At 45.1% G+C, this 15959-nt stretch carries 14 protein-coding genes and 1 pseudogene; 9 read left to right on the forward strand and 6 right to left on the reverse strand.

Annotated elements, in window-relative coordinates:
- Positions 1-2: 2 nt before the first annotated feature.
- Complete coding sequence (locus NSU01_RS18040; protein WP_076243124.1) at positions 3-746, reverse strand: suppressor of fused domain protein; 744 nt, start codon at positions 744-746, stop codon at positions 3-5.
- A gap of 281 nt (positions 747-1027) precedes the next feature.
- The gene (locus NSU01_RS18045) at positions 1028-1711 is read right to left on the reverse strand and encodes a Crp/Fnr family transcriptional regulator (RefSeq protein WP_076243123.1); all 684 of its coding nucleotides are present in this window, start codon (positions 1709-1711) and stop codon (positions 1028-1030) included.
- Positions 1712-1823: 112 nt separating this feature from the next.
- Between NSU01_RS18045 and NSU01_RS18050 the strand changes: the two genes are divergently transcribed.
- The 8 genes from NSU01_RS18050 (at position 1824) to NSU01_RS18085 (ending at position 10478) form a co-directional block, all read left to right on the forward strand.
- On the forward strand, positions 1824-2501 hold the full coding sequence (locus NSU01_RS18050) for a lactate utilization protein (RefSeq protein ID WP_076243122.1): 678 nt from the start codon (positions 1824-1826) through the stop codon (positions 2499-2501).
- A gap of 333 nt (positions 2502-2834) precedes the next feature.
- Positions 2835-3437: a hypothetical protein gene (locus NSU01_RS18055; RefSeq protein ID WP_076243121.1), complete on the forward strand. Its 603-nt coding sequence runs from the start codon at positions 2835-2837 to the stop codon at positions 3435-3437.
- A gap of 728 nt (positions 3438-4165) precedes the next feature.
- Entirely contained in the window at positions 4166-4345 is a 180-nt protein-coding gene (locus tag NSU01_RS18060; protein WP_076243119.1) for a hypothetical protein, read from the forward strand.
- On the forward strand, positions 4342-5487 hold the full coding sequence (locus tag NSU01_RS18065) for an alginate lyase family protein (protein WP_076243118.1): 1146 nt from the start codon (positions 4342-4344) through the stop codon (positions 5485-5487). The genes NSU01_RS18060 and NSU01_RS18065 overlap by 4 nt, the downstream gene beginning before the upstream one ends.
- 691 nt (positions 5488-6178) lie before the next feature.
- Entirely contained in the window at positions 6179-7120 is a 942-nt protein-coding gene (locus tag NSU01_RS18070; RefSeq protein WP_256703781.1) for an alpha/beta hydrolase family protein, read from the forward strand.
- A 285-nt stretch (positions 7121-7405) separates the two neighbouring features.
- A complete protein-coding gene (locus tag NSU01_RS18075; RefSeq protein ID WP_076243117.1) occupies positions 7406-8761 on the forward strand; it encodes a glycosyl hydrolase family 28 protein in 1356 nt (451 codons plus the stop codon).
- Positions 8762-8904: 143 nt separating this feature from the next.
- Positions 8905-10242: a glycosyl hydrolase family 28 protein gene (locus tag NSU01_RS18080; RefSeq protein ID WP_339302322.1), complete on the forward strand. Its 1338-nt coding sequence runs from the start codon at positions 8905-8907 to the stop codon at positions 10240-10242.
- Positions 10243-10331: 89 nt separating this feature from the next.
- Positions 10332-10478 carry a hypothetical protein gene (locus tag NSU01_RS18085; RefSeq protein ID WP_179093462.1) on the forward strand — a complete coding sequence of 49 codons (147 nt, stop codon included), beginning with the start codon at positions 10332-10334 and terminating at the stop codon, positions 10476-10478.
- Between the two features lie 403 nt (positions 10479-10881).
- On the opposite strand, the pseudogene NSU01_RS18090 reads toward NSU01_RS18085, so the two are convergent.
- Positions 10882-11394 (reverse strand): annotated as a pseudogene (locus NSU01_RS18090) (NlpC/P60 family protein); the annotation flags it as partial.
- 1669 nt (positions 11395-13063) lie between these two features.
- Here NSU01_RS18090 and NSU01_RS18095 point away from each other — a divergent pair.
- Positions 13064-13666 (forward strand): hypothetical protein, encoded by a 603-nt coding sequence (locus NSU01_RS18095; protein ID WP_144026013.1) that lies wholly within the window; start codon positions 13064-13066, stop codon positions 13664-13666.
- A 187-nt stretch (positions 13667-13853) separates the two neighbouring features.
- On the opposite strand, the gene NSU01_RS18100 is transcribed toward NSU01_RS18095, so the two are convergent.
- From NSU01_RS18100 to NSU01_RS18110, 3 genes are all read right to left on the reverse strand, one after another.
- Entirely contained in the window at positions 13854-14825 is a 972-nt protein-coding gene (locus NSU01_RS18100) for an aldo/keto reductase (RefSeq protein ID WP_076243116.1), read from the reverse strand.
- A 16-nt stretch (positions 14826-14841) separates the two neighbouring features.
- The gene (locus tag NSU01_RS18105) at positions 14842-15264 is read right to left on the reverse strand and encodes a MerR family transcriptional regulator (protein WP_042137599.1); all 423 of its coding nucleotides are present in this window, start codon (positions 15262-15264) and stop codon (positions 14842-14844) included.
- 142 nt (positions 15265-15406) lie between these two features.
- Complete coding sequence (locus NSU01_RS18110) at positions 15407-15958, reverse strand: GNAT family N-acetyltransferase (RefSeq protein ID WP_042137601.1); 552 nt, start codon at positions 15956-15958, stop codon at positions 15407-15409.
- Between the last annotated feature and the right edge of the window lies 1 nt (position 15959).

Here is a 15959-nt window from a genome sequence, read left to right on the forward strand (position 1 = left end):
AGTTATTTACAAGCATTGGGTCTATTCGGATTCAGAACGAGGAAATCACCGGGAAGCTCGGACAGCTTGGCAACCAGTTCATCCATACCTGACTCCAGTTTGAATTCCATTTCCTCCCGGTATAGCGGAACCAGGAAATAAACCTGAACCTGATTGCCATCTTTCGTATGGACTGTGCTAACCTCTTCCGGCAGAGCAAACAGGATCGCGCCGGACAGCTCAGTGTTAGGCGTATATGGCTCGTAATCCTCCGTATTGGGGATGGTATGGCCGTATCCAAGCCACGTCTGATACATATGCGGGAACCGGGCAAGCATCTTCATCAGCCGGATCGGCCAGTAGTTCTCCTCCTCTTCAAAATCCTTCTGCGTAAGCGGCCAGTCCGCCGGCAAAAACATCATCAGCTCCGCGCGTTCAAGATGCTTGTACTCTTTACGGATCTCCTGTGGGAGTGTCATCGGCAGATCGCTCATCCCATTGGTGTACAGCACTCGGTATGGCTCATCAGGTGTAGCTTCCATAATGTTCACATCAATATGTACGATGTCTGAAATCAGTTCATGGAACACGCCGGTTTCTCGGTTTGGAAAGACTTTATTAAAATGTTCGTTTAATTGTTCCATGTACAAAATTTCGGAGGGAGGCGTAACCTGCCGCTCATCCGGAGCGTCATAGCCATAAATTGTGGTACCGTCTTCCGATTTGCTCATTTCATTGCCGCCAAACAGTTTTTTGAAAAAGTTCATGTCTTTGTGCTCCTCTGTGCGGGTTTTGTATTAAATGCGAAATGAAGGATGCTGCGATTAAATTCCTGATTCTAGATGGTTTGAAACCTCACTTGGAAGTATAACAAAAGGATAGCCCCGGAGCGATGGGTCTATCGATTCGAATAACCAGGGATATACATGCAAAAATGGGATATTTGCACTTGAGCAGGAGGCCGTAAATCTCGATTGCGCGTGAACGGGAGGTCTTTAGGTCCACAACTGCAGGCTTATACGGCCGATGAATCTCCTTTGCTTGCCGGTTAGTGAAAATCTTTTTCTACTGCTTTTTGCAATAGCTTAAATTCGTTTCTATAAAAGTCAATCAAGCCGTCCCGCTTCATCCATGCAAGTTCTCTGGATAAAGCACTTCTATCTACATCTAAATACTCGGCCATCGCTTCTCTATCAAAAGGAATAGTAAAAGTTTCTGTTCCAGTTTCACGCATAACTCTTGTTAAATAAGTTAAGACCTTATCCCGAATAGTAGGCATAATCAGACAATCATTTCGGTCATGCAGTTCTAACGCTCGTTCTGCGATACTATCAAAAAGATTGCCAAGTAATTGTTCGTGTGCCATACACAACTTCGTACAACGGCTCAATATGCTTTGGATAGGAATAAACAGAACTTCAAGTGGTTCTATTGCCTGTACTGACATAGGGCATCTTCTTCCACGGCTAGCCGCTGTTAAAACTGCGGTATATCCACCCGGATAATGGAGGGATACAATAATTTTTTTTCCCGTGACGCTCAATTTCGTACTTTGAGCACTACCCTGCAATATGATGCCGACATCATCCACTAAATCGCCCTCACGGACAACCATCTCATCTTTTGCATATTCTTTCCGTGTGGCTGAAAGACATTTAAGCATTTGGGGAATATCACTTGGGGAAATCCCTGAAAATAAACGTGATTGACATAGGGAATCTAAGTTGTTCATGAGAGGCTCCTCGTTGCATGTGCAACATATTTTTTCTTTTTACTGTACTATATTAATCATAACTACAAAAGAATTTAGTCACCTTTTCTAACGTCAGAATGGAGGAAAAACAATGCAAGGGAAAGAAAATTCAATAAAAGCGAGAAATCGGCTTTTAGCCTCAAAGGTTATTAAAAATCTGCAAAGCAGAAAGTTTGAGGCTTATTACTGTGATAACGCCATAGAAGCTGTAGAAAAGGCACTATCATTTATTCCAGAACATACTTCGGTATCATGGGGTGGGTCAGTCACGCTTGAGGAAATCGGGCTTCTTAATCGAGTACGTCAAGGCAGCTATATGATCACTGATCGTGATACAGCGCATACCATGGAGGAACGTTATGACCTCATGCGCCAAGCTCTTTTGTGCGACACCTATTTAACGAGCTTTAACTCTGTTAGCGAAGATGGCATATTGGTCAATATAGATAGTGTGGGCAACCGAACAGCGGCGATTACCTTTGGACCGAAAAGTGTTATTGCTATCGTTGGGATGAATAAGGTCTGCAAGACCGCAGAAGACGCAGTTATAAGAGCCAGAACATATGCGGCCCCCATTAATGTATACCGCTGTTCGTGTTCGTCCAGCCCATTTTTACATTCGCCTCAAAAAACGCCCTGCCTGATCAATGGTGCTTGCAGAGATTGTAAAACAGATGATTGTATCTGTTCTTACATCGTCCAAACAAGAATGTGTAAACCGGCGGGGAGAATAAAGGTTATCCTCGTTGGTGAATCTTTGGGATTTTGAATAAGGATTATAGTTTAATAGCTGCCAAACGGCATATAAAACCACACGTTTGTTGTCTGTTATTTTTTTGAGGTTACTAAATAGAAGACGCCTAAAATTGGCTTCCTAATAATAATGTTATAAATTATCTTCCATTATCAATCTATACTTTCGAAGATAATTCTTATATGTTAATTCATACCGGCCGGTAAAAACTAATACGGAGTTGTTGCAATGACAAACAGATCGGACAATCAATAAGATTTTCTTCGGGAATTCGCCAACTTTTCAACATCAGTCTTATAAAACATACCGTTGTGAAAAGCGCGGTGAACTGTAATGGGAGGGATCGGTTTGAGGACGGATATAAGTAATTGGAAGCCTTTAACTGTGTCGGAAATAAATAAACTTTTTTCTGTCATTCCGATACATTGGTGTATTGCCGGGGGCTGGGCATTAGACTTGCATCTACATAAACAAACCAGGGAACATAGTGATATTGATGTTATTATTACTCGTGAAGAGCAATTAATCGCTTATCAGTATTTAATGCGTGATTGGATGTTGTACAGGGCTGAAGATGGTAAGCTTAGTCTTTGGGAAGATGGAGAGTATTTGAACTCGACAAATGATGTATGGGTTAGTAAGAGCGACGATTCGCCTTGGGCTTTTCAACTTATGATCATTGATACCGAAGAAAATTCATGGACTTATAAGAGAGATAAATCAATTAGAAGGCCAATGGCTGAAATTATTTTGAAAACTGTTGAAGGAATACCTTATTTGAGACCCGAAATCCAACTTCTCTATAAAGCAGGCGGTTCGAAAGTACGGGAGAAGGATATTAATGATTTCCAAACAATGCTGCCGACACTTCTGCCACAAGAAAAAGCATGGCTGAAATCTTCTTTAACCCGACAATTTCCGGAGGGCCATGACTGGGACAAATTTTTGTAAATTAAAATATTCATGCTTTGTTGCTCTCACGAATCGGAGGGTTGCATTAATATTAATTTCCGTTTACATGAAGCTATTGATATTTTAGAGCGCACACCAGAAACTCTGGAGCGTTTCTTATCTGGTCTGTCAGAAGCATGGGTGCAAAATAAGGAAGGGGAAGGAACCTGGAATGCACACGAAGTGGTTGAACATTTCATTGAAGCAGAGAAACATAACTGGATTCCGCGAGTGGAATCCATTGTAATGCAAGGGGAACATCATCTGTTTTCTGCATTCGATCGATTCTCACACTTGAAGGAGAAGTCGAAACGAACTTTGGAAGAGGCACTTCTAAAGTTCAAAATCATTCAAAAAAATGCATACAGTGGTACTTAAAACATTCAAAATGTTCATGTTAGCATAAATCTAACAGCATGCCATCAATGAGGACGCCGGGAATAAGCCCGGCGTCCTTATTCTGAAATCAAGAGGGCTACCGAATTCTCATTATCAGGAAACTCAGGGTTGAATCTACTGCTTAAGCGTTGTCAGCATACTCTGAATATGGCTTTCCATTAGCTGCCGTGCTGTTTCGCTTTGCCGTTCCTCGATGGCAATGGCGATCAGAACATGATAATTGGAAGCCTTGGTCCGCATATTGGACAGCGTACAGATAAAAGGTATTATTTTCTTGTTTGAAAGCGCTATCCTGTGCTTTCAGCTACTTCATTTGAGGAGGTTTTTATTTGAAGAAGAAACGATCGTTTTCTGTTTGTATGGCAGCAATCTTACTTCTTGGCTTTTCCAGTATATCTCTTGGCACTGTCCGTTTGGCAGCTGCTGAGTCAGCCAGTGAAGAGATCACTGCCGCCGCAGCCTTTATCATCCCGGGATTTTGCAGAATGCTGCTGGCATCCAAACTATGAAGGATAAGGTAGCCAGCCATGCCGAGCCATGGTACTCAACCTATACGGCACTTCAGAGTACGGTTGCCTCCTACGGCACTATATCGGCCGGGGATTATACCCTTACGGCTATAACACACAACAACAGCGGCGGATGGAATGAAATGCGCCTAGCTGCTACCAAGGTCTATAATCTGGCCTTGATGTATACCATCACCGGTGATGCCACTTATGCCGCAGGATCACGGACGATCATGATGAAATATGCGTCGATCTTTACAGGAGTTGGCACCAGCGGTGATACCGGCTCCGTGTATGATACTAATCTTGACGTAGGGGTTGTTACTTTTAAGTTCAGCGCTGCTGCAGAGCTGCTCAGATATGGCTATAGCGGATGGTCCGCAGCAGACACAGCTTCGTTGATCGCAATGTTTAACAAGAATACGGGCGGCACAGCCATAAGTATGTATCAGCTGTTATCCAATGCGGCGGTGCTTGCAACCTATGATATGGATAACATTACCCATGGTCACGCAGCCATTCTGCGGGAGGGTTCTATGGCTTACGCCGTATTTGCCGAGGATACGACGCTGTATAATCTGGTGAAGAGCGATTTCAAAGCAAACAGCACAGCCTACTACACCAATCAGGGAGCTGAGTCTTGGCAGAAAAAACCGGATAAGAGCCAGGGGGCGAACGGGTATAGCCTATTGTACAATTACAATGCCACTACGGGGCAGAGCAAGGAGAGCGACCGGGATCAGGCACATGCGCTGGTAAATCTGTCCGCCTTCATTAACGTGGCACAAATTGCATGGAATCAGGGCGATAACAGCCTGTATGAATTTAATAACCGTCTCTTATTAAAGGCAACAAATTTCAGCGCTCAATATAATCTGGGCTATGAAGTAGATGCTTACGTAACCGCCTATCCATGGAATCATCACAGCGATAGCGGGATAACCACCTATGACAGAGGAAAAGCTGCGGAGAATATGTATGCGTCAGCTTATAATTATAACAAATTCTCCTCTGCTGCCGCAGCCAGTGAATATACGTATTTATCCAAGTATGTGAATAACCCGGTGTATGCGGCCGACAAGAACGGTTACGACGAGGGACATTACTGGCCACGATCCCTGTCACTAATACCGGAAGCTTGACCACATACACGACTACAGCGCTCTCCGGTAACATTCTCACCACTTCAGGGTCGGCAGGAGGCACTGTGACCGGAAACTATATGATCTATGTTGTTTTTAAAGGGGCCAGCTCCAGCACAAGCATGAATCTTCTGTATTTGACTTTGCAATAAATTTGGGAAGCTTATATCTGAAACAACGGAGAGGCCATCAGCTACCATTAAGTCTGGTGGTCTCTTTTTTATGAGTTCCCGTGCTGACGCACCGGCTGCCGGTCAGCTAAAGTGTATGACAAAATATAAACATTTCAGGTGAATTTGCAGAAACTTTTAATACACGCTCGGGAATACAATTAAGCGATATGAAGAGCATCATTTAGCACAATGGGAACGGAGGTAGAACTTGATGCAGATTCTTTCAACGGAGACAACTATCCGAACGGCTTCTCGCAGGGACGAACGATGCGTGGTGCGGAAACAACATCTCTGTTCCATTATGACGGCCAGGTAGTGGAAGTGAAGTTTTCACGATCACATCCATGTACGCAGCGGCCCCCTTAAACACGGAACTCTCAGATGGCTTGCTGAAGGTGCAGATGACCGGTCCGTTCCAATTATTGAAAGCGGGAATAACCATGACGTGGAGAGCAGATTCGTTATTGGAGCAGTTATATATCAGTAGCCTGAAGAGGATTGAGCAAGAGCGCCTACAGATGTTGCCTTCAGAACGGAAGATTTATCTGAAGGAGACCCTGGAACGGTTAATCGGAAGCTTTGAGCCTAGCGGTAAATGCGAAGCTACTATTATTGAACGTGTTGTGTGTGACGGTTATGTGCGGGAGCGGGTGGAGCTGTCTGCTGTCTCCGGGTTGTCCTTTGCCGCTTATGTCCTAATTCCAGATGGCTATGAGCAGACTACAATTCCTGCTGTGTTAGCGGTCCATGGGCATGGTTATGGAAGCAGAGAGATTGTCGGTTTGAACTTCGATGGAACTGTCGATGAGAATCCTCCGGGAATTCATCAGCATTTCGCCTTGCAATTAGTGAAACGGGGACTGCTTGTGATTGCCCCGGATATCGTTGGTTTCGGAGAACACTTGCTTGAAGCTGACTTGACGGAAGATGGCCTGGCTCCAAGCTCATGTTATAAGATGTCCACACAATTACTGATGTTAGGCAAAACATTGACCGGATTACGTGTAATGGAATCGAGGCTGGTATTGGACTATTTAGCCTCGCGGCCGGAGGTTGACGCGGAACGGTTGGGAATCATGGGCTTTTCCGGCGGCGGATTAATCTCCTCTATCACTGCCGCGCTGGATGAGCGGTTAAAGGCTGTCGTGCTTACCGGCTTCACGAGCACGTTCAAGGAGAGCATCATTGCCGTCGATCATTGTATCTGTAACCATATTCCGGACATATTGCTCTATGCAGAATTGCCGGAATGGATCGGTCTAATTGCTCCAAGAGCCTTATTCCTGGAGTCCGGCGAACATGATCCTATTTTTCCGAAGCAAGGTTTTTGCAAAGTGTGGAAGACATCCGGAAGATTTATGAAGCGGAGAATGCTGCCAATCAATTGTCCTCAGACCTATTCCCTGGCGTACATGAGATTAGCGGCAGATATTCCTATGATTGGCTGGCGGAGACCATGATCTGATGGTATCGCTTGTGCCAAGCACCTTCAAGCTTATGGTCCGCACCGGTATTTTGAGAGAGACCGCCATTTAACAAGTCCTTTCGATCACAACTGCCCGCAGCAAGCTGTGATAGGATCGGGAATTGGCGAATACAGCGGGGAGAAGAAGGAAGAGCTAGGCCGGTCCATGGCCAAATTGAAGGCCGAACTGAGAGGCTTCAATCAGACAAAGGACGGAGAAGCACTTATCACGAAGCTTGATTAATGATCGTTTTCATCGAGATAATTGGAGGAGCTAATAATGAAGGATAGTTTTGATCCGAAAGAATATGGCGCTGTGGCCGACGGCAATGCCGTGGATACGGCAGCAATCCAGAAAGCGATTGACGTTTGCTTTGAGGCGGGCGGCGGAACCGTGGTGCTTGCGGGCGGTACATTTGTCTCGGGAACCATTTTTCTGAAATCCAATGTGTATTTACAGGTGAACCCGTCTGCTGTGCTGCTGGCCAATCCGGATATCAGTGACTACCCGGACGGAACGCATTATAACCGTTACATCAATGAACAGGACATGGATAAATGCTTTATTTATGCCGAGAATGCGGTGAATATTGGGGTAATCGGCCAAGGTGAAATAAACGGCAATGCGGAGAGCTTCCCGAATGAGGGCAGCATTTATCGTCCGATGATGATGAGGTTTCTGCGCTGTATGAACATTCAGGTCAAGGGACTGCGGCTCTATAATTCGACGGCATGGACAACGGCTTTTTTGGACAGTGAGAATATATGGTGCGAGGATTTGGACATTCGTAATGAAAGAAGATATAACGGGGACGGCCTCGATTATGATGGTTGTAAAAATGTGTTTATCTCCAATTGCAAAATACTAGGTACCGACGACAATCTTTGTTTACAAGCCAGCAGCAAAGAGTATCCGATGAAGAATGTGCATATTGTCAATTGTCATTTCACTTCTATCTGCGCCGGAATCCGCATCGGCCTGAAATCTGTAGGCGATATCTCTGGTGTCACCATCCACAACTGTACATTTGAGAATGTATGGCGTGAAGGAATCAAGCTGGAGTGCACAGAGGGTGGCAGCATTACCGACATTGTAGCCCAGGGCCTGGTCATGCGGAATGTAACCCGTCCTGTCTTCATGATCCTGAACAACCGGCTGGATGTAATCGGTTCTTCGCTCGGTCTTGAGGTTATGCCGGAAATCGGGACCATGGAGCGGATTACGCTGGCGGATATTACGGCGACGGACGACGAGGAGATGCAGCATACCCATTACCGTTTCACTGACGATGTAATGGGCTCTCCATCCTTCAACGGAATCCGGATGGATGCCTGCGACAGTTATCCCATCCGCGATGTAACCTTAAGGAATATTACGTATACCTTTATCGGAGGCGTTGATAAAGAAGACATCCCCCCGGCTTATCCCAAGGTATGGGACATGCGGTATAACCATCCGGAACAAGTATCCGAGAACTATTATCCAACCTGGAGCCGGGCGGCGTTTATGGATATCCGCAATGTGGAGCGGCTGACACTGGAAGGGATAAAGCTTCACGCTATTAATAAAGATACAAGAGCGCCGTATATTATCGAGAACTGCACGGTCTTTAAGCAAGAAATTGTGGAGTACTAATGTTTCTGATCATTAACTACAACATCGACATGGAGGAAAAATGAATAAGACGATTGTTTATAGTGCACCGGGTGGGGCAATTAACACCAGATGACTTTGCGGTGTATGTCAGGAATCCAGGACAAGCTTGGGAGCAGCTGTTTGTGTACGAGGCTAAAGTAGATATGCACCATGTGCGGCAGGCTTCTATGGCCTATTTTGATATGAGCGGAAGGGTAGAAGTACGGATCGAGAGCCTGAAGCAGAGCATTCAGGAAGCGGTTATTCGTCCACTGTCGGCTAACCTCTCTTTTGAACATACTGAGAAGACACTTTCCTTCACCCTAGACCGGCCTCTGAAGTTATCGGTAGAGATCAACGGGGAGCGGTTCAGCAATCTTCATCTGTTCGCAAATCCCATTGAGACGGATACGCCGGACCCGGTGCAAGATCATGTTCTCCTGCTTAAGCCGGCCATTCACCGTACGGAGGATATTTACCGCCTGCTGGCAACACCTAAGGTGGAAGGGGGCAACCTGCCGGATACGATCTATTTCGCTCCGGGGATGCATTATTTGGAGCAGACGCTGCTGCAGATTCCTTCGGACACGACCGTGTATATTGCCGGCGGGGCAATTGTTGTCGGTTCAATGGTCTGTGACCATGTGAAGAATGTCTCGATACGCGGCAGAGGCATTCTCTACTTGTCTGACTTTCACCGCTTCTCGGCATTCCGCGGAATCCGCATCGTCTTCTCGGAGAATATCTCGGTTGAAGGGATTATTACGCTGGATCCTCCGCATTACAGTATTTATTTGGGACAATCCAAGCATGTGCATATCCAGAATTTCAAATCCTTCAGTACCCGGGGCTGGTCCGACGGCATTGATATGATGTCTTGCTCGCATATTGATATCGACGATGTGTTTCTGCGTACTTCAGATGATTGTATAGCCATATACGGCTCACGGTGGGATTACTATGGTGATACCAGCCACATTACCGTGCGGAACTCTGTGTTATGGGCAGATGTCGCTCATCCCCTGATGATCGGAACCCATGGGAACCATCGGGAGAATGGAGATATTATTGAAGATATTCTATTTGAGAACATCGACATTCTGGAGCACCATGAACCGCAGCCGAATTATATGGGAGCGCTGGCTATCAACGCAGGTGATAATAATTCGGTCCGGAATGTGGTCTACCGCAACATCCGTGTCGAGAATATTGAGCTGGGCCGTCTCATCGACCTAAGAGTAATATGGAACAAAGACTATAATCCCGTACCAGGCTTCCGGATCGAGAATATCAGCTTTGAGGATATCACTTACAATGGCGACACCAGTCATCCAAGCCAAATCTTTGGCTATGATGAAGAACGGACGATCAACAATATCAGCTTCACCCGCCTTTCAGTCAACGGCAGACTAATCCTTCAGCCAGAGTCAGGATTTATGGAGATTAATGAGTTTACCCGCGGGGTCTCATTTGACGCTTAGGATACAACTAAAGATGCGGGAGTTGAGAATTTACAGCGTTATATTGAATCTTCCAAATTCAACGATACCGTTCAAATTTATAGTGGTTATTGCGTTCACAATCAGGGGAATCAGCCCAATCTGCCGAGACCGCAATCAGCGGCAGAACGCCGGGCAGCTACACTTATGTGGCCGAGCTTGTGAACAGCAGCGGTATTTCCCGCAGCGCTGAAATGCTAGTCATCGTCACGAAATAGAATGTGAATGACAAATTATAAACATTTCAGGTCGTGGTATTATAACTCTTAATGTGCCGCTTGGCAGATCTTATACGAACGAAAGCGGCCTTTAATAGGTGCTGCCATCGAACAACTACTACGTAAACAAACCGTGGGTCCTCCGTTGCTTGTAATAATAACACTAAAAACTCCCTCACCAAGTACACGGTTAAGGAGTTTTCATTTTATAGTAAAACCGCATACTTCATCATTTAAGATAACTTCATTTTTCTTATGATTAAGTAGCTTATTTAATACTGTTAAGCCAATCCCAAGCATCACCGATCGTCTGATCCTGAGACGAATCAGCGGAGGGAGAAGCTGGGGAGAGTGTGTCCGGAGTAGCAGATCCGCTATCTGAAACAGCTTGTCCGTTAGCAGGTAATACACGGCGTGCTGTTTTATAATGTGAATCCCACCAGCCTGTATCCAGAGCAGTAATGGTCACTCCATCTTCTCCGTACGTATGAAGTATTTTACCGTTGCCCATATATACAGCTACATGGTGAATCGGAGAATAGAAAAATACAAGATCGCCAGGCTGAAGCTCATTTCTTGGCACAAATGTTCCAGTTGTAGACTGGTCTTTGGAAGAACGGGGGAGTGTGATTCCATTTTGTTCGAAAATAAACTGCGTGAATGAAGAGCAGTCAAAAGAACTCGAATCCCCTGACTCTGCACCGTATTCATAGCGGACGCCCTGATATTTCAATCCTGTTGCAATGACCTGATCGGCAACGCTCGTAGATGCGGAGTCTAAGGCAGATGTACTTGTTGCCGCATATGCTGTACTGCTGCTGCCGGTCAAGCCGGTTGCGCCAGTAAGCAAGACCACGCCTAAGCTGACTACGATACTTAAGTTGCGTAAACGTCTTGTGCCGTGAGTGGTATTCATATGTTACCTCCTGTTGTTGCAGTCTGGTTAATTGTCTGATTCAACTCTAACACAGAATTTATTAACATTAATTGTTAATGACTGCGATTTCACTTCTCCTTCAAGGCTTACAAGCCGTTTATTAAAAAAAGATTACGATTTTGTCATTATTTTTTATTGACATGCCTGGTACAGGGACCGCTTGTTGGAGATTGGGCATTCTCTCATGGAGATGAAGGACACCACCGGATACACCATTTCCTGCAGTGCTGGACAGAAACGTCGTTGAGAGAGTGAGGGCTGCAGTGATCCAAGCAGCTGTTTCTTCCGGGCAAGCGAGAGTTAGCTGTTGACTTGATGGATGGAGTGTCGTAATCAACCCAACAACGGGAAAGGCTGTGTATTTCATTGTCCATTAACTGCAAAATTGTAGGTGAAGGATTCCCGGTAGTTATTTTGCATGGCTGGTCTTTGGATCGCAGCGTAATGTCTGTATGCCTTGAGCCAAGTATGATGGAAGGGGAATTAGGTAAATAAAGATACATTGGAGTGGATTCAAGAACAATGGTCATATCGATTTAGTCTGATGTTTTTTCTATTTCAAAAATGAAAACATATGTGCCGGCAAGGATATCCATGGATTATCCAAAAAATTATCAACTGATTAATTACGTAAGTTCTTATATTAAGAAGCATGATTATTAAAAACAACTACAATTGAGTTGTTTTTTTATTGCTAGAATAGGGGCTTTCGGCAATGGGACTAAGTTCTTTCACAAGGGACTATGTTCTTGTTCACAAACATGTTGTTGTGTCGTTAACGACAGCAACTGTCAGCGAAGGGCTTAATCAAACTCAAAGACATATGTACAAAATACGGGTTTTGTGAAGTAGTACTAAGTAAATAAATAAGACCAGCCTAATTCAAGCTGTTTCGATCCGTTTTTGCATCTGATTTGGCTTATTGTACTTGTGTACTTTTAATGCTGATTTAATCCTCTTATCTTTACATAGATCGTTTTCTAAATTGTTTTTGTTTTTTCTTTTATCGGCACAACACTTTTCATTTAGTTAGTATCGTCATCAAAATATTGTTAAAGTTTATGACGCTCTTAATTAGGCTGTGCTTGATGATTATGTAACTCGATCGTCTGAATTATCCCGTGAAGCTTAGGTTATTCCTAATTCAGTCTTAATTATAATCCTGAAACTCAGTATCATAATTCGACCTGATTTATTTGACTCTTGTCAGACTCTTGTCATATAGTTCTAAGTTAGTCCTCTTAAATGATTAGATATTAATTTCATTTAGACAATTGCTAACAATTATCCGTTATAAGTTCTACCCTTAGTTCTATTAACTGATTCCGAACAAGTTACATCTTCAATAAAATTCCCACTCCCTCTTTCATATTAATTTATTTACACATATTGTAATTTATATATCAATGCTATTTCAAAATTATTTATGGAATTCATAAGTCCACCCACAATACAAGATCCCTAACCCATTGGAGATGGCGTTGCCGTCTGATTTTCCAGAAAAATATTGTCAAATCCTTAATGATCATGTCATTATAAGTAGGTTCGTATTATAAATAACATTAAAGGGAGTGTGAATTTGAGTCGGTTTAATCTAGTTCTCATCTTTGTTTTATCCATCATGATAGCTTTTCTCCTGGGGATTTATGTGGCCCCTAGCATTGACCCGCGTCTGAGCGGGCAGACTGTGGCAAGTAGTCCCATTGCGGCAGAAATCCCGCCGAGCCCTACTGATATCCCCTCTGCTGCTGCAGTAGACGTCGCACCTGCACCTTCTCCATCCCTGGAACCCGTTGTCTTGGAAGATATGCCATCGGACAATGATACGGGTACCATCAGTGATGACTCTGCCGGCTATGACGCTGAGGAGCTACCGGCAGACGTCCCATCCGGAGAAGGCATTGGAGAGCCCATTGATTTCAAGTACAGCATGAACTCAGCCGATGCTGTTAAGCTTACCTGGGAAGCCTACAACCTAACCGGAAAGACAATCAATTATTATACAGCTCATATCAGCACGTATAATCCGGTGGGCGATCCTTCTTATGATCAGCTAAGTGGCGAAAGCAACTTTCTCGTTAAATACGTGGGGCCGGTTGAGCCTGATGAGACTTTATTTATTTACAGTGACTTTACATACCAGAATACCCTGGACCGGATTATCATTGACCAGCTTACTCTTCAATATGATGACGGTACTATAGAAACCTTCGACTATGGTTACGAAACTACCGAAGAACGCGGCTTCTAATCGGAAGACTCAATTGGCGCGCAACTTCAATGGGTTCTATCCGATTTCTCTTAGGCTCGTCCAGAAGCCTGGAGCGATTTTGATTCGATCTGTAAAATGAGCGTTCATGGTTGGCTATCTCCTAAAACAATATTCAATTGCAAATGGTCCACGGAGCCCGTGGACCATTGCTTTTTCTGATTCTAGTCTAGCCGTCGAGCAGCGTCATCTGTTCTTTCATATAACGCGTGCCGTGAACGACATTCTTGGGGCTGACCTGATCGATTCGTTCGAGGTCCTCCTTCATGAGAAGGATATCAGCCGCGGCCGCATTTTCCTCCAGGTACTTGATACGCTTCGTACCCGGGATAGGCAGCGCCCCGTTGGCAATCGTCCAAGCAATGGCCAATTGGGATGGTGTACAGTTCTTCACCATCGCGATTTCCTTAATCTTGTCGACAACCTCAATGTTCTTCCGGAAGTTGTCTCCTTGGAACCGCGGCATCCATCTGCGAAGATCGCCTGCGGCAAGATCCTCGAAAGTGCGAAGCTCTCCGGAGATAAAGCCCCTGCTCAGTGGACTGTAGGCCACATGGGTAATCCCCAGTTCTCTTACGGTAGGGAGTATCTCCTCTTCGATGTCACGGCTCCAGAGCGAATACTCACTCTCTAGCACAGAGATCGGATAGACGGCATGAGCGCGGCGAATGTTTGAAGCGGAAGCCTCAGACAGGCCGAGCGCCCGAACTTTGCCTGCCTTGACCAAATCTGCCATCGCTCCGACCGTCTCCTCTATCGGGATTTGCGGATCGACGCGGTGTTGGTAGTATAGATCGATGTAATCCGTATTCAAACGGCGAAGACTATCCTCCACTACCTTCTTAACGTAATCAGGATGGCCACTGATGCTCTCGTAATTTGGGGTGTACGAGAACTTGGTGGCGATAATGGCTTGCTCGCGGCGCCCTTGAAGAGCACGGCCGAGCAGCTTTTCGTTATGCCCGTTCCCGTACACGTCCGCGGTATCGAACATCGTGACGCCAATGTCCAAAGCGCGATGGATCGTTTGGATCGACTGTTCGTCGTTAGTCTCCCCGTATATGCCTGGAGACATTCCCATAATTCCCAGTCCGATCGAAGAGACGGGGATATTGCTATTGCCCAGAATTCTTTGCTGCATTTGTTAATCCCTCCTTCTATGTTTGTTGTCGCTCTGACTCTTCCATCTTGATTAACAGTTGGCTCTCGGAAGGGATTCTCCCTTTCTCGATGTCTTCGTATATCGACAGTTTGTTATTGACGGCGTCGAGCGCTTCGGCCAATTCGTTCTGGCGGCGAAATAAATCTTCCTTGTAATGGTTCAAGATCGCTTTGCGCTGTGGAATCGTGGAATCACCACCCAGTGCAAGATTCACCATCTCCTTCAGCAACGACAGCTTCATCCCAGTCGCCCGGAAACATGTCATCAACCGGATCCAATCTAGGTGATCTTGTTCGAACAGTCGATTCCCGTTCTTATCTCTCTTAATGTAAGGGAGCAATCCCTCCTTCTCATAAAAACGAATCGTATGAGCCGGGCAACCAAGCCGCTCTGAAGCTTCTTTGATCGTGAATGCCATGGGCCGGATCGCTCCTTATCGGTTATTTTCATACGGAATCGGCTGGTTCTTTCTCATCCTAAACCTTAAAGTACACTTTAAGGCAAGCGTTATTTTGGGAGAATAAACTGCCGATTGGTTGTTAGATTCTTAAGTTGCCGTATCATACCTTCACAGGATTAACAATCCCGTAATATACAATATCCTCATATGAATCGTTCTTGTAAATATGATCTTTCAGTGTCCCTTCATAGCTCATTCCGCACTTTTGCATGATTTTACCGGATGCCGGATTAGATGCGAAATGACGTGCGTATACCCGGTGGTAATTCTTTTCGGTGAAAACAAATTCAATAACTGCCCGGGCTGCTTCGGTTCCATAACCTTGACCCCAATGGGCTTCCCCGATCCAATAAGCGATCTCACCGTTATGATATGGCTGATGGTTGGAAATGCCGACTGCTCCATACAATTTGCCTGTGTTCCTATCTGTGATTGCGAATTCATACATCCGGTCCAGGTCAAAGTTCTGCTCATGATTGGCCATCCAGGACACAGCGCATTCTAGTGGATACGGATACGGCAAGGTCAATGTACTCCGGTAGATATTGTAATTGTTACAATAGTCTCTAACTTCCTCCGCATCCGCTGGCTTAAATAGGCGCAGAAGTAATCTGTCCGTTTCAAGGGTCCGGTCTGTACGGTTATATTTCATC

It is taken from the genome of Paenibacillus sp. FSL H8-0259 (genome assembly GCF_037963255.1).
GTDB classification, from domain to species: domain Bacteria; phylum Bacillota; class Bacilli; order Paenibacillales; family Paenibacillaceae; genus Paenibacillus_AQ; species Paenibacillus_AQ phytohabitans.

Coding starts and splice junctions, on each gene's coding strand:
- NSU01_RS18050 (WP_076243122.1), top strand. CDS start 1,824: ATGCAAGGGAAAGAAAATTCAATAAAAGCGAGAAATCGGCTTTTAGCC.
- NSU01_RS18065 (WP_076243118.1), top strand. CDS start 4,342: ATGAAGGATAAGGTAGCCAGCCATGCCGAGCCATGGTACTCAACCTAT.
- NSU01_RS18110 (WP_042137601.1), bottom strand. CDS start 15,958: ATGAAATATAACCGTACAGACCGGACCCTTGAAACGGACAGATTACTT.
- NSU01_RS18045 (WP_076243123.1), bottom strand. CDS start 1,711: ATGAACAACTTAGATTCCCTATGTCAATCACGTTTATTTTCAGGGATT.
- NSU01_RS18075 (WP_076243117.1), top strand. CDS start 7,406: ATGAAGGATAGTTTTGATCCGAAAGAATATGGCGCTGTGGCCGACGGC.
- NSU01_RS18040 (WP_076243124.1), bottom strand. CDS start 746: ATGAACTTTTTCAAAAAACTGTTTGGCGGCAATGAAATGAGCAAATCG.
- NSU01_RS18100 (WP_076243116.1), bottom strand. CDS start 14,825: ATGCAGCAAAGAATTCTGGGCAATAGCAATATCCCCGTCTCTTCGATC.
- NSU01_RS18105 (WP_042137599.1), bottom strand. CDS start 15,264: ATGGCATTCACGATCAAAGAAGCTTCAGAGCGGCTTGGTTGCCCGGCT.
- NSU01_RS18070 (WP_256703781.1), top strand. CDS start 6,179: ATGTTGCCTTCAGAACGGAAGATTTATCTGAAGGAGACCCTGGAACGG.